The sequence below is a fragment of the Streptomyces sp. NBC_00435 genome (assembly GCF_036014235.1).
GTDB lineage: Bacteria > Actinomycetota > Actinomycetes > Streptomycetales > Streptomycetaceae > Streptomyces.
Genome location: NZ_CP107924.1, coordinates 5,561,755 through 5,586,292, shown reverse-complemented (window position 1 = coordinate 5,586,292; position 24,538 = coordinate 5,561,755). Strand labels below are relative to the sequence as shown.

The following is a 24,538-nucleotide window of genomic DNA, read 5'->3' as shown; positions in this document are numbered from 1 at the left end:
GGGGGCACAGGGACTCGTACTGAACGAGCGTAAGCCCGGTCCGAGGGAGAGCCTCAGGCCAATGGACCGTCGCACTACGGTCCTTCGGCTCTGGCGCCGGGTTTAGTGAACGGTATCACAAAGTATTTGATGAGAGCTTTACCCGTGGGGTGTGCCGACTGTCACACATGAGAGTGACCCTGCGCGTGTGTGCACGACAGGCAACTGTCTTGTCTGGTAAAGGCCGTTCATGTCCGACATGCGCCCGCGGTGTCAGCGCGAGGACTCCGCCTTACGCCGGTCGGGGAAGCGCGAACGGGGGCCTACCGCGGTCGCCCCGTTGACGCCCGAGACACCCGCCACGATCGGCCGCGCCGGCTCCGGCTCCACCGCCGAGGCGTCCTGCAGGGCCGCCTCGGCGGCCCGTTCGGCGTGCCGGTAGCGCGGAGGGACGAGCCGCTCCGCCCACCGCGGGGTCCGCGGGGTGAAGCGCGGCAGCAGGAGCAGGAGCAGTCCCACGGCGCTCAGCGCGGAGATCGCCAGCACGATCCACATCGAGGCGGAGTGCACCGAGTACGCCACGGTGCCGAAGGCGATCAGCCCCGACCAGAAGTACATGATGAGCACCGCGCGGCTGTGCGAATGCCCGAGCTCCAGCAGCCGGTGGTGGAGGTGTCCGCGGTCCGCCGCGAACGGCGACTGGCCCTTCCAGGTGCGCCGCACGATGGCCAGGACCAGGTCCGTCATCGGGATCGCGATGATCGTGAGCGGCAGGATCAGCGGGATGAACACCGGCAGCATCGCGTGGGTCGCGTTGCGCTCACCACCCACGAAGAGCGCCATCGCGTCCGGGTCCACCTGCCCGGTGACGGAGATGGCGCCGGCGGCCAGCACCAGGCCGATGAGCATCGAGCCCGAGTCGCCCATGAAGATCCGGGCGGGGTGCATGTTGTGCGGCAGGAAGCCCAGGCACATGCCCATGAGGATCGCGGCGAAGAGCGTCGCGGGCGCGGCCGCCTCGATCCCGTAGCCGAACCAGATCCGGTAGGCGTAGAGGAAGAACGCGCAGGTCGCGATGCAGACCATGCCCGCGGCCAGGCCGTCGAGGCCGTCCACGAAGTTCACCGCGTTGATGGTGATCACGACGAGGGCCACGGTGAGCAGGTTGCCCTGCCACGGCGTGAGCGCGACCGTGCCGATCCACGGGACCGGGATCCACAGGATGGTCAGGCCCTGCATGCACATCACGCCGGCGGAGATCATCTGCGCGCCGAGCTTGATCAGGGCGTCGAGCTCGAACTTGTCGTCGAGCACGCCGACCAGCCAGATCAGGGCCGCCCCGGAGAGCAGGGCCCGCGGCTCGTTCGACAGCTCGAAGACACCGTTGAGGTTCTGCAGGTGGTCCGCGACGAGCAGTCCGGCGCACAGTCCGCCGAACATCGCGATGCCGCCGAGCCGCGGCGTGGGCTCGCGGTGCACGTCCCTGGCACGGATCTCCGGCATCGCGCCCACCGCGATCGCGAACTTCCGCACGGGCCCGGTGAGTAGATAAGTCACCGCGACCGTGACGCAAAGCGTCAGCAGATATTCACGCACGGGCTGCCCCAGATGTATCGCCGGCCATCTCAGCCCCACACACTAGCTGCGATGTACTCACTGTCGGGGACGCGCGGTGGCCGTATCCCGGTTGCGGTACGTCGCTCTTGCCCTTCTTAAACCCCATACGGTGGAAAACTGCCCACCATTTCGTTGACATCCCTGCGGATCCGCGCGGGCTCCTCGCCGGCCAGCGCCGCCGTGAACAGCGCGGCGATCCGGCCCATCTCCGCCTCCCCCATCCCCTGCGTGGTCACGGCCGCGGTGCCGAGGCGGATCCCGCGCTGGTCACCGTAGGGAAGGGCGCACGTGTCCAGCACCATCCCGGCGGCGGCCAGCCGGCCCCGGGCCCCCGCGCCGTCGAGGCCCAGCGGTGCGGGGTCCGCGGTGATCAGGTGGGTATCGGTCCCGCCGGTCGTGATCGCGAACCCGCGGGCGGCGAGGGCGTCGGCCAGGGCGCGCGCGTTGGCGACCACGCGGTGGGCGTACGAGGTGAACGCGGGCCCGGCGGCCTCCCCGAAGGCCACCGCCTTGGCGGCGATGGTGTGCATCTGGGCGCCGCCCTGGGTGAAGGGGAACACCGCCCGGTCGATCCGCTCGGCGAACTCGGCCCCGCACAGGATCATCCCGCCGCGCGGGCCGCGGAGCACCTTGTGCGTGGTGGCGCAGACGATGTCGGCGTAGGGCACCGGACTGGGGGCGGCCCCGCCGGCCACGAGCCCGATGGGATGGGCGGCGTCCACGATCAGGAACGCGCCGACCTCGTCGGCGATCTCCCGGAAGACGGAGTACTCGGGATGCCTCGGGTAGGAGATGGACCCGCACACGATGGCCTTGGGCCGGTGCGCGTGCGCGAGCTCCTGCACCTGGGAGTAGTCGATGAGCCCGGTCCCGGCGTCCACTCCGTAGCCGACGAAGTCGAACCACCGCCCGGAGACGTTGGCGGGCGATCCGTGCGTGAGGTGCCCCCCGGAGGTGAGCCCCATGGCCAGCACGGTGTCCCCGGGCCGCAGCAGCGCGGCGTACGCGGCGAGCACGGCGGCGGAACCGGAGTGCGGCTGCACGTTCGCGTGCTCGGCGCCGAAGAGGGCGCGGGCCCGCTCGACGGCGATCCGCTCGGCGAGGTCGGCGTACTCGCAGCCGCCGTGGTGGCGTGCGCCGGGGTACCCCTCGGCGTACTTGTTGGCGAGCGCCGACCCGAGGGCGCCGAGTACGGCGGGCGAGGTGAAGTTCTCGGCGGCGATCAGCTGCAGGGAGCCCGCCTGCCGCTGCGCCTCACCGGCGAGCACGTCGGCCATCTGGGGATCATGCTGACGCAGCAGTTCCGTCGGCTCGGTGATGACGCTCATGGCGCGACTCCAGGGGGTACCACGTACCGGGTACCAGCCACTGTAGGCCGGGGCCGCGCATCGCGCTCTGCGACGGGCCCGCCCGGTGGGTCCAGCGCGGGTCAGCGGGAAGCGGTGACGCCGGTCAGCGCCGTGACCACGGGGTCCAGCGCCTGGTTGATCTCGTCGCCGATCGACCGGAAGAAGGTGATCGGCGCCCCGTACGGGTCGTACACCTCGTCGGCATCCGGCGAAGGAGCCAGCAGCCATCCCCGCAGGGCGGCGGCGGCCCGGACCAGGGCGCGGGCCCGCTCCGCCATGCCGTCGTCCAGCGGCGGCAGCGTCGCCGGGTCTATCGCCCGGACCAGCCGGGTGAACTCCTTCAGCGTGAAGGTGCGCAGGCCCGCCGAGTGCCCCATCGAGATCACCTGGGCACGGTGGTCACGGGTCGCGGTGAGGACCAGGTCCGCGCGTATGACGTGCTCGTCCAGCAGCTCCCGGCCGGTGAACCCGGAGGCGTCCGCCCCGAAGTCCGCCAGCACGGCGGCCGCATTGGCCTCCATGGGCGCTCCCTCGTGGCCCCAGGTGCCCGCGCTCTCCACGATCAGGTCGCCCGTGACGAGCCCCCCGAGCCGGTGGGACAGCGCATGCCGCGTCAGCCGCTCGGTGATGGGCGAGCGGCACACGTTGCCGGTGCTGACGTGGAGTATGCGGAAGGTGCTGTCCCCGGCTATGCCACGCCCCTCAGGGCTCACGGGGCCACCTCAAGGTCGGGTACGACCTCCCGCAGCTGCTCGGCGGTCAGCGCCCCCTCGCGCAGCAGGACGGGAACCTTCCCGGTGACGTCGACGATCGACGACGGCAGGGTGCTCGGGGTCGGCCCGCCGTCGAGGTACACGGACACGGAGTCGCCCAGCATCTCGCGGGCCGCGTCGCAGTCCTCGGGCGCCGGGTGCCCCGTCAGGTTCGCCGAGGAGACCGCCATCGGGCCGACCTCGGTCAGCAGCTCGATCGCGACGGGATGCAGCGGCATGCGTACGGCCACGGTCCCGCGGGTCTCCCCCAGGTCCCACGCCAGCGACGGCTGGTGCTTGGCGACGAGCGTCAGACCGCCCGGCCAGAAGGCGTCGACGAGCTCCCACGCCTGCTCGGAGAAGTCCGTGACCAGACCGTGCAGGGTGTTCGGGGAGCCGATGAGGACGGGGGTGGGCATGTTGCGGCCGCGCCCCTTGGCGGCGAGCAGGTCGCCGACGGCCTCCGCGCTGAAGGCGTCCGCACCGATCCCGTACAGGGTGTCGGTGGGCAGCACGACGAGCTCTCCGCGGCGCACGGCGGAGGCGGCTTCGCGCAGGCCCGTCTTGCGGTCCGTCGCGTCGTTGCAGTCGTATCGCCGGGCCATCAGCGGGACTCCTCGTGCAGCAGGGGGTTGGCGGGAATGCTCGCGGCGGTCGCGCCGGTCGTGCCGGTCACGGCAGGGCCTTGCGGGCGGTGGCGAAGCGCGGGCGCTTGTTGAGGTCGGGGTGGTCGGCGGCGTCCGCCCAGCCACGCTCCTCGGCGAAGATCCACGGGACCTGGCCGCCCTGGGTGTCCGCGTGCTCGATGACGACGATGCCGCCCGGGCGCAGCAGACGATGGGCGGTGCGCTCGATGCCGCGGATGGTGTCGAGGCCGTCCTCACCGGAGAACAGCGCCATCTCGGGGTCGTGGTCGCGGGCCTCGGGGGCGACGTACTCCCACTCGGTGAGCGGGATGTACGGCGGGTTGGAGATGACCAGGTCCACCTGTCCGTCCAGCTCGGGCAGGGCGCTCAGCGCGTCGCCCTGGTGGACGGTGACCCGGGAGCCCTCGGCGTTCTTGCGCGTCCACCGAAGGGCGTCCTCGGACAGCTCGACGGCGTGCACGCGCGAGCGCGGCACCTCCTGCGCCATGGCGAGCGCGATGGCGCCGGAGCCGGTGCACAGGTCCACGATCAACGGTTCGACGACGTCCATCGCCCGGACGGCCTGTATGGCCCAGTCCACGACCGACTCGGTCTCGGGCCGGGGCACGAAGACCCCGGGCCCGACCTGGAGCTCCAGGTACCGGAAGAAGGCGCGGCCGGTGATGTGCTGGAGCGGCTCGCGCGCCTCGCGGCGGGCGACGGCCTCCCAGTAGCGGGCGTCGAAGTCCGCGTCCTTGACGTGGTGCAGTTCCCCCCGTTTGACGCTGTGCACGAAGGCCGCGAGCTCCTCCGCGTCGAAACGCGGTGAGGGCACGCCGGCGGCGGCCAGCCGCTGGGTGGCCTGGGCCACCTCGGCAAGCAGCAAGTTCACGCTGGTCCTCCGGGCTGCTGTCGTACGGGGGGTGGTGCGGGGTGTCCTGCGGGGTGGTGCGGGGGCCCTGCGGCGGGACTCAGTGCGCGGACGCGAGCTTGGCGGCCGAGTCCGTGTCGACACAGGCCTGGATGACCGGGTCGAGGTCCCCGTCGAGCACCTGGTCCAAGTTGTACGCCTTGAAGCCCGTCCGGTGGTCCGAGATCCGGTTTTCCGGGTAGTTGTACGTACGGATCTTCTCGGAACGGTCCACGGAGCGCACCTGGCTGCGGCGCACGTCGGAGGCCTCCTGCTCGGCGGCTTCCTGGGCTGCGGCCAGCAGGCGCGAGCGCAGGATGCGCATCGCCTGCTCCTTGTTCTGGAGCTGGCTCTTCTCGTTCTGGCAGGAGGCGACCACACCGGTCGGGATGTGCGTGATGCGCACGGCCGAGTCGGTGGTGTTGACGGACTGGCCGCCGGGGCCCGAGGAGCGGTAGACGTCGATGCGGAGGTCGTTCATGTTGACCTCGACCTCCACCTCCTCGGCTTCCGGGGTGACGAGCACGCCGGCGGCGGAGGTGTGGATGCGGCCCTGGGACTCGGTGGCCGGAACGCGCTGGACGCGGTGCACGCCGCCCTCGTACTTCAGGCGGGCCCAGACGCCCTGGCCGGGCTCGGTGGCACCGTTGCCGCCCTTGGTGCGCACGGAGACCTGGACGTCCTTGTAGCCGCCCAGCTCGGACTCGGTGGCGTCGATGATCTCGGTCTTCCAGCCCACGCGCTCGGCGTAGCGCAGGTACATGCGCAGCAGGTCGCCGGCGAACAGGGCCGACTCGTCGCCGCCCGCGCCCGCCTTGACCTCGAGGAGCACGTCCTTGTCGTCACTGGGGTCGCGCGGGACGAGCAGCAGGCGGAGCTTCTCGGTGAGCTCTTCGCGCTGCGCGCTCAGTTCCTTGACCTCGGCCACGAAGTCGGGGTCGTCGGCCGCGAACTCCTTGGCCGTCTCGATGTCCTCGGCGGACTGCTTCCAGGCACGGAAGGTCGCGACGATCGGGGTCAGTTCCGCGTAGCGCTTGTTGAGCTTGCGCGCGTTGGCCTGATCCGAGTGGACCGAAGGGTCGGCGAGCTTCTTCTCAAGATCGGCGTGCTCGCCGATCAGTTCCTCGACCGCCTCGAACATCGGGGGCTCCTGATGGTGAAAGTGAAGAAAGGGGCTGCGGGACGCGAAAGGCGCCGGTCCGGCTGCCCCCGTAGCAACAGGGTGCAGCCGGAATCCGGCGCCGGAGGCTCGCTACTTCTGTGCAGCCTTGCCGAAGCGGGCCTCGAAGCGGGCCACACGGCCACCGGTGTCGAGGATCTTCTGCTTGCCCGTGTAGAACGGGTGGCACTCGGAGCAGACCTCGGCACGGATGGTGCCTTCGGTCAGGGTGCTACGGGTGGTGAACGACGCGCCACAGGTGCAGCTGACCTGGGTCTCGACGTACGAGGGGTGAACATCGCGCTTCAAGGTGTCTCCTAGATTCGGGAGGGCGCCGGGTCGCAGGAGCCGAATTGCGCGCTGCGTGAACCGGGGCCGACAGACCAGTCTGCCAGGACCGGGCTGCCTGTCAAAATTCTGAGGACGCCTCCCTCAACGGAGGGGGGCCGCCATCTATTCCACGGGGTCCCGCGCCCGTCCTGCCGCACGCCCCGCCGCCCCTCGTACGGCACGTCGTACGGCACGTGGCACGGCACGTCCTACCGCGCGCGGCCTACCGCACGACCGAGCCGGCCGTGCCCTTGTCCCCGGCCGAGTTCGCGGTGGCCTCCGCGGGGATCGCCCGGTCGGCCAGGAGGGCGTCCCACACCATCTTGGACTCCTTGGTGAGCGGGACGACCCGGTTGGGGTCACGGGTGTCCCCGACCACCGGCAGCGTGATCATCTGCATGTTCTCCGGGCTGATGCCCTGGAGGCCCTGGGCGAAGCCCATGAGGGACTTCACGTCGCCGAGCGGCTTGTCGGTGGTGAGTGCCTTGGTGGCGGTGTCGGCGAGGTCGAGCAGCCGTTTCGGGTTGTCGAAGACGCCGACGCCCTTGACCTGCTTGATCAGCGCCTTGATGAACGCCTGCTGCAGCTGTATTCGGCCCAGGTCGCCGCCGTCGCCCACGCCGTGGCGGGTGCGGACCAGGCCGAGGGCCTGTTCTCCGTTGAGCTTGTTGGTGCCGGCCGGCAGGTCGAGGTGGCTGTACGGGTCCTTGATCGGCTTGGTGGTCGTCACCTCGACACCGCCGAGGTTGTCGATGATCCCCTTGAAGCCGGTGAAGTCGACCTCGAGGTAGTGATCCATCCGGACCCCCGACATCTCCTCCACGGTCGCGACCGCGCAGGCCGCCCCGCCGACGGTGTACGACTCGTTGAACATCCTGCGCGGGCCGCCCGGGTCCGTCCTGCCGTTCGGCTCCTTGCACGCGGGCCGGGTCACCAGGGTGTCGCGGGGTATCGACACGACGCTGGCCTTGGTGTGGCCCTCGTTCAGGTGGACGATCATCGCGGTGTCGGAGCGGGCGGAGCCGCCGTCGTCCTGCCCGTACTCGCCGTTCGCCCCGCCGCGGGAGTCGGACCCGAGGACGAGGATGTCCATCGAGCCGTTGTCCACGTTCTGCGGGCGGTCCTTGCCGAGGGCCGCGTCGATGTCGACCGTCTTGAGGTTGCCGTTGAGCTTGAAGTAGAAGTAGCCGAGCCCCGCCCCGCCCAGGAGGACCACGCCGGCAGCGGTCCACGCGGCGATGACGACGGCCCTGCGGCGCCCGCCCGGTTTCCGCCGGCGCCGGCCCGCGTCGGCCCTGCGGCCGCGACCCCTGTTGTCCTGGCTCATGCTCTCCTCTGCCCGTCTGTCTGTCCGCTGTCCGTCCGCGTCCCGATCCGGGCCGGCTCCCCGCTCCCCCTGACACAGACGGCCGGACGCCCTCCAGGGTTCCACGGCCACCGGCGCGTCCGGACCGGGCGGGCTCGGTGGACGAACCGGGATGAACAGTACGTAAGTTGGCACCTACCTGCGGTTTCGTACAGGCCGCACGGTGACTCCGGGGGATCGACCCGAGTACGGAGTGTGGCAAAGGTCGCACCCGCGCACGAAAGCCCCCGTCGCGGAGGCGGCGGGGGCTTTCGTGGTCAGGCAGGTGCTACGGGGAGACGTCAGTCGTCGTTCTTGCCCGACGGGGTCGTCTTCGCGATCTGCATGAGGAACTCGGCGTTCGACTTCGTCTGCTTCATCTTGTCGAGGAGCAGCTCGATGGCCTGCTGCGAGTCGAGCGCGTGCAGCACCCGGCGCAGCTTCCAGACGATGGCGAGCTCCTCGCTGTTGAGGAGGATCTCCTCCTTGCGGGTGCCCGAGGGGTCCACGTCCACGGCCGGGAAGATGCGCTTGTCGGCGAGCTTCCGGTCGAGCTTGAGCTCCATGTTGCCGGTGCCCTTGAACTCCTCGAAGATCACCTCGTCCATGCGCGAGCCGGTGTCGACCAGCGCGGTGGCCAGGATGGTCAGCGAGCCGCCGTCCTCGATGTTGCGCGCGGCACCGAAGAAGCGCTTCGGCGGGTACAGCGCGGTCGAGTCGACACCACCGGACAGGATGCGGCCGGAGGCGGGGGCGGCGAGGTTGTACGCGCGGCCCAGACGGGTGATCGAGTCCAGCAGGACGACCACGTCGTGGCCGAGCTCGACGAGACGCTTGGCGCGCTCGATGGCCAGCTCGGCGACGGTGGTGTGGTCCTCGGCCGGGCGGTCGAAGGTCGAGGAGATGACCTCGCCCTTCACCGACCGCTGCATGTCCGTGACCTCTTCCGGACGCTCGTCGACCAGGACGACCATCAGGTGGCACTCGGGGTTGTTGACCGTGATCGCGTTGGCGATCGCCTGCATGATCATGGTCTTACCGGTCTTCGGCGGGGCCACGATCAGACCGCGCTGGCCCTTACCGATCGGCGACACGAGGTCGATGATGCGGGTGGTCAGCACGCCCGGGTCGGTCTCCAGACGGAGCCGGTCCTGGGGGTACAGGGGGGTCAGCTTCTGGAACTCCGGGCGGCCGCGGCCGGATTCGGGCGCCATGCCGTTGACCGAGTCCAGACGCACGAGCGCGTTGAACTTCTCGCGGCGCTCACCGTCCTTGGGCTGGCGGACCGCACCGGTGGTGTGGTCGCCCTTGCGCAGCCCGGCCTTGCGGACCTGGGCCAGGGACACGTACACGTCGTTCGGGCCGGGCAGGTAGCCCGAGGTCCGGATGAACGCGTAGTTGTCGAGGATGTCGAGGATGCCCGCGACGGGGATCAGCACGTCGTCGTCGGCGACCTGCGTCTCGGCCGGGGCGAACTCGTCGCGGCCACGACGGCCGCGACGGTCACGGTAACGGCCGCGGCGGCCGCGACGGCCGTCCTCGTCGAAGTCGTCCTGCGGGCCGTTGTCCTGACGGTCCCGGTCCTGCCGGCCGCCCTGCTGACCCTGGTTCTGGCCCTGGCCCTGGCCGCGGCCGCCCTGCTGGCGGTCCTGACGGTCGGTCCGGTCCTGCCGGCCGCCCTGCTGACCCTGGCCCTGGTTCTGACCCTGGCCCTGGCCCTGGCCCTGGCCCCCCTGACCGGCCTGGCCCTGGCCCTGGGCGCCCTGGCCCTGGTCGTCGGCCTTGGCACCGCGGTCACGGCGCTCGCGACGGCCGTCGGTGCGCTCGCTGCCCCGCTCGCGGCGGTCGCGGCGGCCGCGGCCCTCGCCGTCCTGGCCCTGCGCCTGACCGGAAGCGGCGGTCGCCGCCTCGGTCTTCGCCTCGGCCTGCGCGGCCGGGGCAGCGGTCTCGGCCTTGGCCTCGACCTGCACGGCGGCGGGAGCCGAAGCCTCGGGGCTGCCGGAAGGGGCGGTGGCCCGACGGCGGCGGCGCTCGCCCACAGGGGCGTCGTCGCTGGCCGGCTGGCCGGGGATGTCGATCTGCGCCTGCGCGGCGGGCTTGTCGGCGGGCGCCTCGGCGGCGGCCTCGCCCGTACGGGCCTTGCTGGTGGCGCGGCGCTTCGGCTTCGTCTCGGTGCTGTCGACCGGGGCGGCGGACGCGGAGGCCGCGGCCTTGGGGGCGCTGCTTCCCGCCTGCGCCTCCTTGATGACCTCGATCAGCTGGCCCTTGCGCATCCGCGCGGTGCCCCTGATGCCGAGGCCCGACGCGACCTGCTGGAGCTCGGCCAGGACCATGCCATCAAGGCCGGTGCCGGAGCGGCGACGCTTGGTCGCGGCGCCCGCGGCGGGGGCACTGGTGTCGACGTTGGTGTCGGCAGCGCCCATCAGATCGGTGGTGTCGCTCACGAAGGGTCCTTCCCTGGAGCGGACGTCGGCCTGTCTGGCTCGGCGACCGGTTGTGCTGTCCGACGGCAGTCCGGGATGTGTGGACTGCGCCGGGGCGGTGGTCCGCCGGTAGAAATACGGCGGAGAGAAACGTGCATGTGCATGGGTGTTTCCGGCGAGAAGCCCCCGAGCTGGAAGCGTGGGAATGTCACGCCGATTCCGGAGCGTGCTCGAAACTGCTGGCAGCGATCAAAGCAGTCGGGGAGGCTCCCGGAAGAAAGGTGGTCCCTGATAGGGACACTGAGCACCAAGCCATGGCGGCTTCGGATGCGCACTTGAGACTAACACTACCGGATCCAACAGACATTCCCCCTCTCAATCACCGGCAATCGAGCCCTTCCGCGCGGGCGGCCTGCCCTGGCCGCCCGCCCCTGGCCGGCTGTCTCCCCTGCGGCGGCCTTCAGCCGCCCTGGGTGCCCAGCGGAAGTACGCTCGCGCCCGCGGCGTCGAGTGCGAGCCGGTTGGCCGCCCACCCCTCGCCCGCGAGCCGCGCGACCTTGTCGGCCGCACCGTTGTCGACCAGCGCGAGGACCGTGGGGCCCGCGCCGGAGATCACCGCGGGGATGCCGTCCGCCCGCAGTCGGGCCACGAGAGCCAGGCTCTCGGGCATCGCCGGGGACCGGTAGTCCTGGTGGAGACGGTCCTCGGTGGCCGGCAGCAGGAGCTCGGGACGCCTGGTCAGGGCCTCTACGAGCAGACCCGCGCGGCCCGCGTTGACGGCGGCGTCCACGTGCGGGACGGTGCGCGGCAACAGGCCGCGCGCGGTCTCCGTCAGCACCGGCTTGGAGGGGACGAAGACCACCGGAACGATGGAATCGGCGGGCTCCATGCGGATCGCCTTGGCGCTGCCGCCGTCCATCCACGCGAGGGTGAAACCGCCGAGCAGACAGGCGGCGACGTTGTCGGGGTGGCCCTCGATCTCGGTGGCGAGTTCCAGCAGCGCCACGTCGTCGAGCCTGGCCTCTCCGCCTATGGTCACGGCGCGGGCGGCGACGACGCCCGCGCAGATGGCGGCGGAGGAGGAGCCGAGACCGCGGCCGTGCGGGATGCGGTTGGCGCAGACCACTTCGAGGCCGCGCGGCTGTCCGCCCAGCAGGTCGAAGGCGGTGCGCATGGAACGTACGAGGAGGTGACTCTCGTCCCGCGGGAGGGTGTCGGCACCTTCGCCCGCGATGTCGATGTTCAGGCCGGAATCGGCCACACGGACGACGACGTCGTCATAGAGCCCCAGGGCCAGGCCGAAGGCGTCGAAGCCCGGGCCGAGGTTGGCACTGCTGGCGGGAACGCGCACCCGTACGGCGGCGGCGCGGAACGCTGGACCGGCCATCGTCCGATGACACTCCTTGTGACTGTGCGAGACGAGATGTTCGCTGGCTCGCTTGCTCGCTGTGAATGTACTGGAGAACGTACGACACCCGAAGGCCCCGTGGGCAGCACCGCGGTCATATGCGCGGCGGCGGATGTAAGTACAGCCTATCGAAGGAAGGTTCTTCTCCGACATAGGGCGCACGACAGGCGCACGATGCGTGTCGCGGGGTCCCGTCGAATTCCGCCGGACCTCCGCCCGGTTTCTACCGGATTTCCCCAGGGTTTTGGTCCCGTACGGCACGAGTTGCCGGATTCCTCAGCCTTCGAAAGACTTCCGGAATCCGGCAACCCGGTCACTGCCGTACCGCTGGCCGGAACTCCCGGTCAGACGAGACCGAGGCGCACGGCGGCGGCCTCGGCGTCGACCGGAATGGTGATCGGCTGCGGAGCGCCGGCGACCGCCCAGTCGGGGTCCTTCAGGCCGTTGCCGGTGACCGTGCACACGATCTTCTGGCCGGGGTCGACCAGACCGAGCTCGGCGGCCTTGAGCAGACCGGCCACGGACGCGGCCGAGGCGGGCTCGACGAAGACGCCCTCCTGCGCGGCCAACAGGCGGTAGGCCGCCAGGATCTGGCGGTCCGTCACCTCGTCGATGAAGCCGCCCGACTCGTCCCGGGCCTGCAGGGCGTAGTCCCACGAGGCCGGGTTGCCGATGCGGATCGCGGTGGCGATGGTGTGCGGCTCCTTGACGACCTCGCCGCGCACGATGGGCGCGGACCCGGAGGCCTGGAAACCCCACACACGGGGCGTACGGGAGGCCAGGCCGTCGGCCTTGTACTCCTTGAACCCCTTCCAGTACGCGGTGATGTTGCCGGCGTTGCCGACCGGCAGCACGTGGATGTCGGGGGCGTCGCCGAGCGCGTCCACGATCTCGAACGCGGCCGTCTTCTGGCCTTCGATGCGTACCGGGTTGACGGAATTGACCAGCGCCACCGGGTAGTTGTCGGACAGGGCGCGGGCGAGGTCCAGGCAGTCGTCGAAGTTGCCGTCGACCTGCAGGATCTTGGCGCCGTGGATCAGGGCCTGGCCCATCTTGCCCAGCGCGATCTTGCCGCGGGGCACGAGGACGGCACAGACCATCCCGGCGCGCACCGCGTAGGCGGCGGCGGAGGCCGAGGTGTTGCCCGTGGAGGCGCAGATGACGGCCTTGGCGCCGTCCTCCTTGGCCTTGGTGATCGCCATGGTCATGCCGCGGTCCTTGAAGGAGCCGGTGGGGTTGGCCCCCTCGACCTTCAGGTGCACCTCGCAGCCGGTGCGCTCGGAGAGCACCTGCGCGGGGACGAGGGGAGTTCCACCCTCGCGGAGCGTGACCACGGGAGTCGCGGCCGTCACCGGCAGACGGTCCCGGTACTCCTCGATGATGCCGCGCCACTGGTGGGTGCGATTGCTGCTCATGGGTCCTTACTCCCCTTCAACACGCATGATGCTGGCCACACCGCGGACGGTGTCCAGCTTCCGCAGCGCCTCGACGGTCCCGGAGAGGGCGGCGTCGGGTGCCCGGTGAGTGACGACGACGAGGGAGGCCTCGCCGTCCTTGCCCTGCTGGCGGACGGTGTCGATCGACACCCCGTGCTCGGCGAAGGTGGTCGCCACCTGGGCGAGTACGCCCGGCTTGTCCGCCACATCGAGGCTGATGTGGTAGCGGGTGACGACCTCGCCCATGGCACTGACCGGCAGCTGGGTGTACGCGGACTCGCCCGGCCCCTTTGCCTCGGCGAGCTTGTTGCGGCAGACGGCGACGAGGTCGCCGAGGACCGCCGACGCGGTCGGGGAACCGCCCGCGCCGGGCCCGTAGAACATGAGCCGCCCGGCGGCCTCCGCCTCGACGAAGACGGCGTTGTACGCCTCGCGGACGGAGGCGAGCGGATGGGTCAGCGGGATCATCGCCGGGTGGACGCGCGCGGTGACGGACTCGCCGTCGGCGGCGCGCTCCAGGATGGCGAGGAGCTTGATGGTGCAGCCCATGCGCTTGGCGGACGCGAAGTCGGCGGCGCTGACCTCGGTCATGCCCTCGCGGTAGACGTCGTCCAGGCGGACCCGGGTGTGGAAGGCGATGCCGGCCAGGATCGCGGCCTTGGCGGCGGCGTCGTAGCCCTCCACGTCGGCCGTGGGGTCGGCCTCGGCGTACCCGAGGGCGGTGGCCTCGTCGAGGGCCTCCTGGTACCCGGCACCGGTGGAGTCCATCTTGTCGAGGATGAAGTTCGTCGTGCCGTTGACGATGCCCATCACCCGGTTGATCTTGTCGCCCGCGAGGGACTCGCGCATCGGGCGGACCAGCGGGATGGCCCCGGCGACGGCGGCCTCGTAGTACAGGTCCAGCCCGTGCAGCTCGGCCGCGGCGTGCAGCGCGGCGCCGTCCTGGGCCAGCAGCGCCTTGTTCGCCGAGACGACGGAGATGCCGTGCTCGAAGGCGGTGGTGATCAGGGTGCGGGCCGGCTCGATGCCGCCGATGACCTCGATGGCGACGTCGATGTCGCCGCGTTTGAGCAGCGCGGTCGCATCGGTGGTGATCAGGGCCGGGTCGATGCCCTCGCGGACCTTGGAGGGACGGCGTACGGCCACTCCGGCGAGCTCGACCGGCGCGCCGATCCTGGCCGTCAGATCGTCGGCGTGCGTCGTCATGATGCGAGCCACCTCTGAGCCGACCACTCCACAGCCCAGCAGCGCCACCTTCAGCGGACGCGTACGCATCATTCGACCTACGCCTTTCGATCTTCACATCAGTACCTGGTGAGCGGTTTGCATCCCAGGTGTGAACCAGTCTCACTCAATGGACAACAGTTTCCACCCTCGGTCCATTGAGTGAGACACCTATTTCGGGGTCCGGGAGGCTTCCCCCAGAAGAATGCGGATCATCCGAGGTCGAGACGCAGGAGATCCTCCTCCGTCTCCCGACGGACGATGACACGGGCGCCGCCGTCGCGCACGGCGACCACGGGCGGCCGGAGCGCGTGGTTGTAGTTGCTGGCCATCGAGCGGCAGTAGGCGCCGGTGGCCGGGACCGCGAGGAGGTCCCCGGGGGCGAGGTCGGCGGGCAGGAACGCGTCCTTGACCACGATGTCCCCGCTCTCGCAGTGCTTGCCCACGACGCGGACGAGCATGGGCTCGGCGTCGGAGGTGCGGGAGACCAGGGTGACCGCGTACTCGGCGTCGTAGAGGGCGGTGCGGATGTTGTCGGACATGCCGCCGTCGACGGAGACGTACGTCCGCAGCCCTTCGAGCGGCTTGATCGTCCCGACCTCGTAGAGGGTGAATGCGGTCGGCCCCACGATGGCCCGTCCGGGTTCGACGGAGATCCGCGGGGCGCGCAGACCGGCCGCCTCGCACTCGCGGGCGACGATCTCGTGCAGGGCCTTGGCGATCTCGTGCGGCTCGCGCGGGTCGTCGGCGGAGGTGTAGGCGATGCCGAGCCCGCCGCCGAGGTCGATCTCGGGCAGCTCGACCCCGTGCTCGTCGCGCACGGCGGCGAGGAGGCGCACGACGCGCTTGGCGGAGACCTCGAAGCCGGCCATGTCGAAGATCTGCGAGCCGATGTGGGAGTGGATGCCGAGCAGCTCCAGGCTGTCGTGCCCCAGCACGCGGCGTACGGCCTCGGCGGCGGAGCCGTCGGCGACGGCGATGCCGAACTTCTGGTCCTCGTGCGCGGTGGCGATGAACTCGTGGGTGTGCGCCTCCACGCCGACGGTGACGCGGATCTGCACGGGCTGGCGTACGCCGAACTCGCGGGCGATGTGCGCGACGCGGGCGATCTCCTGGAAGGAGTCGAGCACGATCCGCCCGACCCCGGCCTCGACGGCGCGGGTGATCTCGGCGGTGGACTTGTTGTTGCCGTGGAAGGCGATCCGGCCGGCGGGCATGCCGGCCGCGAGCGCGGTGGCGAGCTCGCCGCCGGAACACACGTCCACGTTGAGGCCCTCCTCCCGCAGCCACTTCACGACGGCCTTGGAGAGGAAGGCCTTGCCGGCGTAGAAGACGTCGGCGTCCGGCCCGAAGGCGTGCGCCCAGGCCCGGCACCGCTCCCGGAAGTCCTCCTCGTCGAGGAAGTAGGCGGGCGTCCCGAACTCCTCGGCGAGCTTGGTCACTTCGATCCCGCCCACGGTCACGACACCGTCGGCGTTGCGGCCGACCGTACGCGCCCAGACCTTCTCGTCGAGCGCGTTGAGGTCGGCGGCCGGCGGGGAGTAGTGGCCCTCGGGCAGCACGTCGGCGTGGCGGGGCCCGGCGGGGTGTGCGGAACGGCTCATCGAAATTCTCTCTTCACATTCATCCGGATCGTCCGGATCGCAGGCGGTTCCATCGGATCACCCGCGCATCCGTATCGGCATCGGCATCGGCATCGGCATCACAGGTGGTCGGGCGCGTCTATGCCGAGCAGGGCCAGGCCGCCGGCCAGCACCGTCCCAGCGGCTTCGGCAAGGGCCAGCCGGGCGCGGTGGGCGGCCGAGGGTTTCTCGTCCCCCTTGGGCAGGACGGCGTACTGGAAGTCGAGCAGGGCGTCGGCCAGCACGACGAGATGCCGCACGAGCCGCTCGGGCGCGCGGTGGTGCGCGGCGGCCTCGAGCACGAGGGGGTAGTCGGCGAGGGCGCCGAGGAGGGCATCGGCGCGCAGGTCGGCGGGGTCGGCGGAATCACTGGAGTCGGCGGGGTCACCCTCACCGGGGTCGCCGCGGAAGCCGAGCTGCCCGGCGTTACGGGTCAGGGCCCGGGCCCGGGCGTGGGCGTACCGCACCCGGAAGAACTCACTGGACTCGTCCTGCACCAACAGCCACCCAGGAAACACAGGAGTCTCCTGAGCGGGAGCGGCGAGCGCCGCCCAGGCGGCGGCGTCGGGACCGTGGGCGGCGAGCACGTCCCCGTCCCGCTTGGCGACCGGGGCGACGGCGAGGGGCCGGCCCGGCTCCCCCACCCGGCCCTGACTCCGCTCGATCCGCAGGACGGCACGGCTCACGACGCCCTCGCGCAGGGCGGAGCCGGGGGCGAGGGGGGTGTCGGGGAGGTCCGGGGCATCGAAGACGCCGTCGGAGGTGAACCCGTACCGCGCCCCGCGCTCGCGCACAGTCCGTACCAACTCCCCGACGGGACTCGCGGCGAGTACGAAGTTCAGGAACCCGGCGCCGGTGACCTCCACGCGCTCGATCCCGGAAAGGTCCGCCAGCCGCGGGGCCAACACCTCGGCCACGCCCCGAGGCGCGACTCCGGCCCCCTTCGCCACCCCGAACGCGACGGGCGAGGCGTAGTCCCCCACTCCCCCGGGCCGGGTCCGCTCGACGACGACCCGCTCGGGCACGACCGCGCCCGCGGGCAGCTCCCCGTCCTCGACGGCGCGGCGCACGGCGCGCACGACGGAACGGGAGAGGTCAGCGGGGGTCACGTGACCAGCCTAGGGGAGAAGCCCCCACGTCACGCGAAGGGTTTCGCCATGTGAACAGGGGGGTTCGAAGACAGCATAAGAAAGGACACCGAAGAACCCCGCCAAACGAGGAAGGCACCCCTTCCCCTGTGGGACGGCCATCACCCTCTCCCCCTCCCGGCGGGAGCGCCTTTCCGCTCCCTCCGGTCCCGGCGTTCAATCAGCCGGCGCACGACCCGCACCAGCTCGGCGGGCTCGAAGGGCTTGGCGAGGAACGCGTCCACCCCGGCGGCGATCCCGGCCTCGACCTCGTTCTGCGTACAGGCACTCACGATCGCCACGGGCAGGTCCCGCGTCCGGGGATCGGCCCGCAACTGCGCGGCCGCCCCGAAGCCGTCCAGACGGGGCATGACCACATCAAGGGTGATCACATCAGGCCGCACGTGATGAACGACGGCCAGGCACTCGGCACCATCGTTCGCGGTCACGACCTCGAAGCCCTCCAGCTCGAGATTGACCTTGATCAGCTGCCGGATGACCTTGTTGTCGTCGACAACAAGCACCCGGCCCGAGGCGCCTGACACAACTCGAGAGTAGGTCGACTCAGGCCCCCGCGTCCGGGTTTTTGCCACTTCCACCCCCTCCGAGGGACCCACCACCCCCTCCCCCTCAATCCGTTCCTGATCACCACCCGGAAGCTGGTAGTGTTCAACCCGTCGCCGCAACACCAGCGACAGCGCCCCCGTAGCTCAGGGGATAGAGCAACGGCCTCCGGAGCCGTGTGCGCAGGTTCGAATCCTGCCGGGGGCACTTCGCAGGAAGTGCCCAAAGACCCCGCCATCAGCCCTCACGCTGAGAACGGGGTCTTCGCGTATGCGCGGCCAACTCCTGCCCTGTGCGCCCGTATGTCGGGCCCCGTGGACTAGTCGTGGACCGGATCTTGGTCCATCGGCTCAGGTCAGCGGTAGGACGCGGAAGGTCCCCGGACAGGTCCAGGGGCCTCGCAGCGTATCGCCAGTCACTCGCGATCACTCGTACTCGCCGAGCAGATCTTCCATCCGCCGGTTGGCCACCACCTGCCGACCGTCGAGGCACTTCGCGTACCGACTGAGCAGCACCTCCACGCTGTTGCCCGCACCCTTGGCAACCGCGGAACCGGTCACGTCAGGTCCGGCACAGGAGCTGGGCGGCCAGAGCGCGGGCGCTGGAAGGGGATCCGCGCGTCCCCTCGCCGGGGTGCCCGTGGGCCTCGTCCAGGGTGCGCAGGGAGCTGCGGGCCCGTTCGGTGGGGGCGCGGTCCAGGACCGTGGTACCGGTGGCGGCCTCCTGGGTCGGGGCGTAGCCGGCCGTGCGCAGGGCCGCCAGGGTCTCCTCCGGCGCGGCCGTGGAGATCAGGACCGTGGGTGCGATGCGGCGCAGGCCCAGTGTGGCGAGGCCCCGGGCCTGGGCGACCTCGGCGATCAGGGCGGTGTCGTCGGAGCGGATGCAGCACGCCGAGCGGACGACGCGCAGCTGCCCGTGCGTACGGGCGGTGTCCTTGATCGTGTAGGTGAGGGGCTGCGGCAGCGGGGCTTCGCGTTCGCTCACCCCCGTCAGCCGGTCCAGGAGCTCGTCGGCGCTCCAGCCCGCGTCCATCGCCCGGCGCAGGGAAGCCGCGGTGATCCGCCAGACGACCGCGTGGCCCTCCGACTCGATGTCGCCGACGGCTGAGAGGAGTTCGGCGAGGTCCGGGGCCGGGGCGCCGGTGACCGTGGCCGTCAGGTCCGCCTGGAAGCGTGCGGTGGTACTGGGCGCGGGGAGTGATTCGTACAGGGCGGCGCGGAGGTCGGCCACCGCCCGGGCGAGTGTGGGCCGTGCGGTCAGGTCCTCGCCCAGGCCGTCCGTTCCGAGGGCTGCCGGGTCCGTACCCGCGCCCGGCACGGCGGGGTAGTGGTGGCCCGCGCCCGCCTCCAGCAGTGCGCTGACCGCACGCCCGGCCGGGGTGAGGGCTCCGTGTGCTGCCAGGCCCAGCAGCTCGGCCTCCTCCAGGGTCGACCGGAGGCGCCCCGAGATGTCGTCGTCGCCCAGCAACCGTCCTGTCGCGTCGTGCGCGAGCAAGGAGCTCAGCAACGGCTGGTACCAGGCAGCCCGTTCCAGCAGCTCGGCGTACGACTCCGCCGTCTGGTCCAGGCCCTGGCCGTTCGCCAGTGCGGCGAGCGCGCGCAGTGCTCCCCGGCGCAGCGGGACGGCGTACCCGTCCTGGGGGCTGATCAGCGCCACCGGAGACTCGCCGTCGTCCGGCCAGTGGGTGAGCACCTCGGGCACCACCGCCCAGGCCGCGATCAGCGGCAACAGCTTCCCGGCAGGCGCGGCCGCCGCCCACGGGTCGTAGCGGTCGCTGGGCAGGAGCCGGGCCGCGGGCCTGGGTGCCGCCTGCCGCCCGCGGCGCGCGGGGGCGGGCTCGTCGGCCTGCGGGGCGGCCAGGCCGGCGTTGACGGCGAGGTCGAGCCACAGGCGGGTGTCCGCCTCGCTCGCACCGGCCGACTTGGCCAGGCGCCGGGTGTCCCGTACGGCGATACCGCCCGCCTTGCGCACGGCGACCGGCTGCGCGGCCAGCGCCCGTAGGACCAGCTCCGCGCGCCAGGCGGCCGCTCCGGCCGCGGCGCCTCCCTGGCCGTCCCAGCCGCGCGGCAGCGGGACGGTGCGGGTGAGCGGTTCCGGCTCCAGGCGGGGACAGGGCGCGCCCTCGCCGTCGCGCAGGGCGCGGGACACCTCGTACGGGAGTTCCACCAGGTCCGGTCCGGCGGGAAGGAGCAGGGCGCGTGCGGCGAGCCAGTCGGTTCCCTCGTCGCCGCTGCCGCCCTCCCGGAAGGTGTACTTGGCGCTGGGTCCCGCGTACGAGCCGTACTGGGTGGCGAAGCAGCGGGTGTGCAGCAGGGGTGGCCCGAGGACCAGGTCGTCCAGCAGTTCTCGGGCCCGGGACGGCGCCCGGGACACCAGGTCACGTACCTGGACCGGATCGGCCAGCAGAGTCGTGATGCGGGCCTGGGCCTCGGGGCGGGTGTGTGCCGCGCTCTCGCCGAACAGCACGGCGGCGATCCGTTTGACCTCGGGCGCGTTGTAGGCGGCGGTCAGCAACAGCTCCGCCGGCCTGCCGTAGCCGTCGAACCCGGCCGCCCGGACGTGCAGCAGGGGCGGTACCGCCAACTGGCCCTTGGGGGCCGGCAGCAGCAGCCCGCGTTCCCGTAGGCGGGCGAGGGCGTCCGCCGCCCGCCGTCGCGCGGCGCCTTGCGTGAACCAGGCCAGCACATCCTTCTCGGGCACCAGCCGTTCGGACGGCTCCACCCGTACGGCGACCGGCGCGGGGCGCCACCCGTACTGGGACCGGGGCGCGGCCTGCTCCGCGACCGGACCGTGGTGTCGCAGGGCCAGTGCCGCGACCGACGCCAGCAGCTCCATCTCCCCCGCGGTCCCCGCCGTGAGACCGCGCGCCACCGACTCGTCCGTGAGCAGGTGCTCGGCCAGTTCGCGGAAAGTCGTCATGCGGGTGTGGTCGGCGGCGAGGGGGAGATCCCGTTCCTCGAGCAGGGCGGTCAGCTGGTGTTCCGGAAGCTCCTTGAGCCACTTGTCCAGGGACGTACGCGAGTTCACCCCTCCAGCGTAGTGCGAGGGGCGATGCGGCACGCGGGCTTCCCGGTGCGGCGGGCGGCCACCGCTCGCCGGATTCGTGGGTGGCGGCGCGGGCGCCGTCGGGAGCAGTGGAGGCGCGGAGCGACCGGGTTTCCGCCTCCGATCATGACGGGCGCGCCCGTCAGAAGGCCTGGCGAGTGGGGTCCGCGTTCGGCGGCTGTCCACGTCCGAACCGTTCCGGTGGTCCGTACGAAGGGGGCGGGTTGGGGTCTGTGGGTTTGGGGGGTGGGGAGGCGGGGTGGGGGTGCGTAGGTTGGAGTTGAGGCCACTTTTGGGTGTTGGGCTGGTGCCTTGTGGCGTGCTCTGACAGTGAGGCGGCGCGGATGCGTGACTTGGTGGGTACGGCGCGGCAGTGGGTGGCCGAGGGGCGGGTGGCCTTTTTGGCCCGGCCCGTGACCGAGCAGGGGTTCGGGCCGCGGGATCCGGCCGGGGCCGTGCTCGTGGATGCGCGCGGGGAGTGCGTCGGGGCGCTGTACCGGGGGGTGTTCGACGCCGAGCTCGTGGCGGAGGCCGCGGCCTTCGGGGCCGGGGAGACCGCGCGGGTGTGCGAGGTGTCCGTGGGGGGCGGCGAGGCCGTCGCGGCGAAGCTGACGTGTGGCGGGCAGGCCGAGGTGCTGCTGCAGCCGCTCGGTGCGATTCCCGCTGCGTGGTGGGAGCTGCTCGGGCAGGGGGTCGGGGTCGCGCTCGTGACCCAGCTGAGCGAGCGGGCGGACCGGGCCGTCAGTGTGGTCGTGCGCGGGGCGGACCAGCCGTCCACCGATGCCGAGCGCCGGGCCGGGGAGCTGCTGAGGAGCCGGCGCCCGGGTCGGGACGCGCTGTACGGGGGCTCCGGGCTGGTGCTCGTGGAGGCGTACCCGTCGGCGCCGTACGTGATCATCGGCGGGACCGGGGAGCTCGCCGAGGTCATCGAGGCGCAGGCCCGGCTGCTCGGGTGGGAGGTCAGCACCGTGGTTTCGGCCGGTGAGGCCGAGAAGGTGCTCGGCGAGCGGAGGGACGCCGCCTGTCTCGCCATGCTCAGTCATGACCCGGACTTCGACGTGCCGACGCTACGGACGGCGCTCGCGCTCGGGATTCCCTACGTCGGTGCGCTCGGGTCCCGCAAGACGACCGCGCGGCGCAGCGAGGGGCTGCTCGCGGCCGGGGTGAGTGAGGCACTCCTGAGTACCGTGCACGGGCCGATCGGGCTCGATCTCGGCAGCCAGACGCCGGCGGAGACGGCGCTGGCGATCTGCGCCGAGATCCTGGCGGTGCTCGGGGGCAGGGAGGTCCGCGGGGTGCGCGACGCGGACGGGCCGCTCAAGGGCTGAACGGCCCGCGCTCGCTGCCGATCGGGTGAAAAGCGGGCCGATGCGGGAAAATGGTAGTTATGGACACGACTCTGACCTTCCTCGCGTTGGACAGAACACTGACCAACATCGCGTGGTTCCTGGTCGTCGGGCTCATCGTGGTCGGCTTCCTGCTCGGCGGTTTCATGCTGGGCAAGCGGGTCCGGGCACAGGAACCCGCACCGCCCACTCCCGAGAGCCAGCCGCACCTGCCCGACGGCGGTGCGGTGTACGAGGTCTCCGAGGAGCGGGAGTACGTCGAATTCCCCGAGAGCGGACTGCGCCCGCACGAGATGCAGGGGTACGGGAACTTCGGCTCCCGGACCCACAGCCATCAGGACGACGCGCGGGCCGAACGGGAATCCGGGTACGAGCACCCCAATCCACGGCCACGGAAGGAGCCCCCGACCGTGCCGCCGCTGGGCGGCGTGAAGCCTGCCTGAACCGACCACCGACGTACGACCTGTGACCTGCGGCCACCGCGCCGCGGGTCACAGGTCGGCGCGCAGGCGCAGTACCTCCGGCGGCGGGTGGCGGGTCGAGGTGTGGCGGACCTCCGCGGTCAGGGGCGGGTCCAGGGGGTGGAAGGGGACCTCGCCGAGTCCGATCGCCGTGACCGTGGCTCCCCCGGCCGTGGCCGCCGGGGCCCGGGCGGCCAGTGCCGCCGCCAGCTCGGTCCGTAGCGCCGCCGTCAGGGGGCTGGAGACCAGCGGAGTCTCGTCGCCGACCGGCAGGACCAGCACGAGGGCCCGGGGCCGTTGCGCGGTTCCCGTCCAGCCGACCACCGCCGCGTCGCGGACGTTGGTGTGGCGGAACTTGCGCCAGGCCCGGCGCCCGACCGGGTAGGCCTCGTCCAGCCGTTTGACGACCAGGCCCTCGATGCCGCTGGCGGGCAGCGTCTCGTACCAGGTCTCCGCCAGCTCCGGGTCGGTCGTCATCGGCACCGGCTGGAGCGGCGGGCCCAGGGGCAGCAGCAGGTCGACGAGGAGCGCGCGCCGGCGTTCGTACGGCCGGGCGCGCACGTCCAGCCCGGCGAGCTCCAGGACGTCGAAGGCGGCGTACGAGGCCGGCAGGCTCTGTGCCAGTACGGCGGCCCGCGCGGCCGTGGCGGCCGCCGCCCGGCGCTGCACGAGGGCGAATTCGGTGCGGCCGGCGTGCCAGACCACCACCTCCCCGTCGAGGACGGTCCCGGCGGGAAGGTGGTGCGCGGCCGCGGCCAGGTCGGGGAAGGCGGCGGTGACGATGCGGCCGGACCGGGCCTGCAGGGTCACCCCCTCCACGGTGCGCAGGACGACGAGGCGGTGGCCGTCGAACTTCGGCTCGTACGCGAGACCGGGCGCGCGCGGCAGGGTCCGTACGGGCGCGGCGAGCGCGACGGTGATCACGGGATCCGCCCGGCCAGTCCGGGGTCGAGGAGGGGGGCGAGGAGATCGCCGTCGCGGGCCAGCCGGGGTGTGATGTCGTCGGCGAGGAAGACCAGGTCGGAGGGGTTCAGGCAGGCCTCGATCTCGGCCCAGGAGACGGGGGCGGAGACGGTGGGCAGGGCGCGGGCGCGCAGCGTGTACGGGGCCGCCGTGGTCTTGGCGGCGGCGTTCTGGCTGTGGTCGACGAAGACCTTGCCGGGGCGCAGCGCCTTGGCCATCCGGTGGACGACGAGGTCGGGAAGGGCGCGTTCGGCCTCCTGGGCGAGGGTCTTCGCGTACGCCGACACGTGCTCGGAGGGGGTCGGTTCGAGGGGTACGGCCAGGTGGAGGCCCTTCGACCCGGAGGTCTTGGGGCAGGCGTGGAGGCCGTCGGCGGCGAGGCGGTCCCGGAGCCAGAGGGCGGCGGCGCAGCATTCGACGACGGTGGCGGGCGGGCCGGGGTCGAGGTCGAGGATCAGACGGTCGGCGAGGGCGGGGGCGCCGGCCGGCCACTGGGGGGTGTGGAACTCCACGACGAGGTTGGCGGCCCACATGAGGGTGGGCATGTCGGCGATCACCACCTGTTCGGCCCGGGGGTCCTCGGAACGCGGGACCGGGGTGGTTTTCACCCAGTCGGGGGTACCGGGCGGCGGGTTCTTCGTGAAGAAGAGCTGGCCGTCCGGGCCGTCGGGATAGCGGAGGAAGGACACCGGCCGGTTGGCGATGTGGGCGAGCAGGGTTTCCGCGACCGTGGCGTAGTAGTGCAGTACCTCGCCCTTGGTGAAGCCGGTCTCCGGGTAGAGGACCTTGTCGAGGTTACTGAGCGCGATGCGACGGCCCTCCACCATGGTGATCGGCGTCATACGATGAGAC

21 protein-coding genes and 1 tRNA gene are annotated in these 24,538 nt (G+C 71.7%); 3 read left to right on the top strand and 19 right to left on the bottom strand.

Going from position 1 to position 24,538, the window contains the following annotated elements; genetic code table 11:
- Positions 1 to 252: 252 nt before the first annotated feature.
- The 15 genes from OG389_RS25785 to OG389_RS25715 form a co-directional block, all read right to left on the bottom strand.
- Positions 253 to 1,575 (bottom strand): MraY family glycosyltransferase, encoded by a 1,323-nt coding sequence (locus OG389_RS25785; RefSeq protein WP_328300821.1) that lies wholly within the window; start codon positions 1,573 to 1,575, stop codon positions 253 to 255.
- Positions 1,576 to 1,691: 116 nt separating this feature from the next.
- On the bottom strand, positions 1,692 to 2,924 hold the full coding sequence (glyA, locus tag OG389_RS25780) for a serine hydroxymethyltransferase (protein ID WP_328300820.1): 1,233 nt from the start codon (positions 2,922 to 2,924) through the stop codon (positions 1,692 to 1,694).
- Between the two features lie 101 nt (positions 2,925 to 3,025).
- Positions 3,026 to 3,658: an arsenate reductase/protein-tyrosine-phosphatase family protein gene (locus OG389_RS25775; protein WP_328300819.1), complete on the bottom strand. Its 633-nt coding sequence runs from the start codon at positions 3,656 to 3,658 to the stop codon at positions 3,026 to 3,028.
- Positions 3,655 to 4,302: an L-threonylcarbamoyladenylate synthase gene (locus tag OG389_RS25770; protein ID WP_054224695.1), complete on the bottom strand. Its 648-nt coding sequence runs from the start codon at positions 4,300 to 4,302 to the stop codon at positions 3,655 to 3,657. Before OG389_RS25770 ends, OG389_RS25775 begins: the two co-directional genes overlap by 4 nt.
- A gap of 67 nt (positions 4,303 to 4,369) precedes the next feature.
- On the bottom strand, positions 4,370 to 5,215 hold the full coding sequence (prmC, locus tag OG389_RS25765) for a peptide chain release factor N(5)-glutamine methyltransferase (protein WP_328300818.1): 846 nt from the start codon (positions 5,213 to 5,215) through the stop codon (positions 4,370 to 4,372).
- A 79-nt stretch (positions 5,216 to 5,294) separates the two neighbouring features.
- Positions 5,295 to 6,374 (bottom strand): peptide chain release factor 1, encoded by a 1,080-nt coding sequence (gene prfA / locus OG389_RS25760; protein WP_328300817.1) that lies wholly within the window; start codon positions 6,372 to 6,374, stop codon positions 5,295 to 5,297.
- 111 nt (positions 6,375 to 6,485) lie between these two features.
- Positions 6,486 to 6,701, bottom strand: a complete 216-nt coding sequence (gene rpmE, locus OG389_RS25755; RefSeq protein ID WP_328300816.1) for a 50S ribosomal protein L31 — start codon at positions 6,699 to 6,701, stop codon at positions 6,486 to 6,488.
- Positions 6,702 to 6,945: 244 nt separating this feature from the next.
- A complete protein-coding gene (locus OG389_RS25750; RefSeq protein ID WP_328300815.1) occupies positions 6,946 to 8,049 on the bottom strand; it encodes an LCP family protein in 1,104 nt (367 codons plus the stop codon).
- A 320-nt stretch (positions 8,050 to 8,369) separates the two neighbouring features.
- Entirely contained in the window at positions 8,370 to 10,511 is a 2,142-nt protein-coding gene (gene rho, locus OG389_RS25745) for a transcription termination factor Rho (protein ID WP_328300814.1), read from the bottom strand.
- Between the two features lie 439 nt (positions 10,512 to 10,950).
- Positions 10,951 to 11,877 (bottom strand): homoserine kinase, encoded by a 927-nt coding sequence (thrB, locus tag OG389_RS25740; RefSeq protein WP_328300813.1) that lies wholly within the window; start codon positions 11,875 to 11,877, stop codon positions 10,951 to 10,953.
- Positions 11,878 to 12,242: 365 nt separating this feature from the next.
- Positions 12,243 to 13,313 carry a threonine synthase gene (thrC, locus tag OG389_RS25735; RefSeq protein WP_328300812.1) on the bottom strand — a complete coding sequence of 357 codons (1,071 nt, stop codon included), beginning with the start codon at positions 13,311 to 13,313 and terminating at the stop codon, positions 12,243 to 12,245.
- A 6-nt stretch (positions 13,314 to 13,319) separates the two neighbouring features.
- On the bottom strand, positions 13,320 to 14,609 hold the full coding sequence (locus OG389_RS25730; RefSeq protein ID WP_328304092.1) for a homoserine dehydrogenase: 1,290 nt from the start codon (positions 14,607 to 14,609) through the stop codon (positions 13,320 to 13,322).
- 161 nt (positions 14,610 to 14,770) lie between these two features.
- Complete coding sequence (gene lysA, locus OG389_RS25725) at positions 14,771 to 16,162, bottom strand: diaminopimelate decarboxylase (RefSeq protein WP_328300811.1); 1,392 nt, start codon at positions 16,160 to 16,162, stop codon at positions 14,771 to 14,773.
- 98 nt (positions 16,163 to 16,260) lie between these two features.
- Positions 16,261 to 17,289, bottom strand: coding sequence for an ArgS-related anticodon-binding protein NrtL (gene nrtL, locus OG389_RS25720; protein WP_328300810.1), 1,029 nt, complete (start codon positions 17,287 to 17,289; stop codon positions 16,261 to 16,263).
- Positions 17,290 to 17,429: 140 nt separating this feature from the next.
- Positions 17,430 to 17,906 (bottom strand): response regulator, encoded by a 477-nt coding sequence (locus OG389_RS25715; protein WP_443059460.1) that lies wholly within the window; start codon positions 17,904 to 17,906, stop codon positions 17,430 to 17,432.
- 100 nt (positions 17,907 to 18,006) lie between these two features.
- Here OG389_RS25715 and OG389_RS25710 point away from each other — a divergent pair.
- Positions 18,007 to 18,078: transfer RNA gene (locus OG389_RS25710), tRNA-Arg, on the top strand.
- Between the two features lie 218 nt (positions 18,079 to 18,296).
- On the opposite strand, the gene OG389_RS25705 is transcribed toward OG389_RS25710, so the two are convergent.
- Together OG389_RS25705 and OG389_RS25700 are read right to left on the bottom strand one after the other, a co-directional pair.
- Entirely contained in the window at positions 18,297 to 18,431 is a 135-nt protein-coding gene (locus tag OG389_RS25705; RefSeq protein WP_328304367.1) for a hypothetical protein, read from the bottom strand.
- Position 18,432: 1 nt separating this feature from the next.
- Entirely contained in the window at positions 18,433 to 20,898 is a 2,466-nt protein-coding gene (locus OG389_RS25700; protein WP_328300808.1) for a helicase-associated domain-containing protein, read from the bottom strand.
- Positions 20,899 to 21,329: 431 nt separating this feature from the next.
- On the opposite strand from OG389_RS25700, the gene OG389_RS25695 reads away from it, so the two are divergent.
- Positions 21,330 to 22,244 carry an XdhC family protein gene (locus tag OG389_RS25695; protein ID WP_328300807.1) on the top strand — a complete coding sequence of 305 codons (915 nt, stop codon included), beginning with the start codon at positions 21,330 to 21,332 and terminating at the stop codon, positions 22,242 to 22,244.
- A 59-nt stretch (positions 22,245 to 22,303) separates the two neighbouring features.
- Positions 22,304 to 22,705, top strand: a complete 402-nt coding sequence (locus tag OG389_RS25690) for a DUF6479 family protein (protein ID WP_328300806.1) — start codon at positions 22,304 to 22,306, stop codon at positions 22,703 to 22,705.
- Positions 22,706 to 22,753: 48 nt separating this feature from the next.
- On the opposite strand, the gene OG389_RS25685 is transcribed toward OG389_RS25690, so the two are convergent.
- Both OG389_RS25685 and ligD read right to left on the bottom strand, forming a co-directional pair.
- Entirely contained in the window at positions 22,754 to 23,644 is an 891-nt protein-coding gene (locus tag OG389_RS25685) for an ATP-dependent DNA ligase (RefSeq protein ID WP_328304090.1), read from the bottom strand.
- The gene (gene ligD, locus OG389_RS25680) at positions 23,644 to 24,528 is read right to left on the bottom strand and encodes a non-homologous end-joining DNA ligase (protein WP_328300805.1); all 885 of its coding nucleotides are present in this window, start codon (positions 24,526 to 24,528) and stop codon (positions 23,644 to 23,646) included. Before ligD ends, OG389_RS25685 begins: the two co-directional genes overlap by 1 nt.
- Positions 24,529 to 24,538: the final 10 nt, after the last annotated feature.

Bases quoted from the DNA above. Each gene is read 5' to 3' on its own strand.
- lysA (WP_328300811.1), bottom strand. From the start codon at position 16,162: ATGAGCCGTTCCGCACACCCCGCCGGGCCCCGCCACGCCGACGTGCTG.
- OG389_RS25730 (WP_328304092.1), bottom strand. From the start codon at position 14,609: ATGCGTACGCGTCCGCTGAAGGTGGCGCTGCTGGGCTGTGGAGTGGTC.
- prfA (WP_328300817.1), bottom strand. From the start codon at position 6,374: ATGTTCGAGGCGGTCGAGGAACTGATCGGCGAGCACGCCGATCTTGAG.
- OG389_RS25750 (WP_328300815.1), bottom strand. From the start codon at position 8,049: ATGAGCCAGGACAACAGGGGTCGCGGCCGCAGGGCCGACGCGGGCCGG.
- OG389_RS25770 (WP_054224695.1), bottom strand. From the start codon at position 4,302: ATGGCCCGGCGATACGACTGCAACGACGCGACGGACCGCAAGACGGGC.
- glyA (WP_328300820.1), bottom strand. From the start codon at position 2,924: ATGAGCGTCATCACCGAGCCGACGGAACTGCTGCGTCAGCATGATCCC.
- thrC (WP_328300812.1), bottom strand. From the start codon at position 13,313: ATGAGCAGCAATCGCACCCACCAGTGGCGCGGCATCATCGAGGAGTAC.
- OG389_RS25690 (WP_328300806.1), top strand. From the start codon at position 22,304: ATGGACACGACTCTGACCTTCCTCGCGTTGGACAGAACACTGACCAAC.
- ligD (WP_328300805.1), bottom strand. From the start codon at position 24,528: ATGACGCCGATCACCATGGTGGAGGGCCGTCGCATCGCGCTCAGTAAC.
- thrB (WP_328300813.1), bottom strand. From the start codon at position 11,877: ATGGCCGGTCCAGCGTTCCGCGCCGCCGCCGTACGGGTGCGCGTTCCC.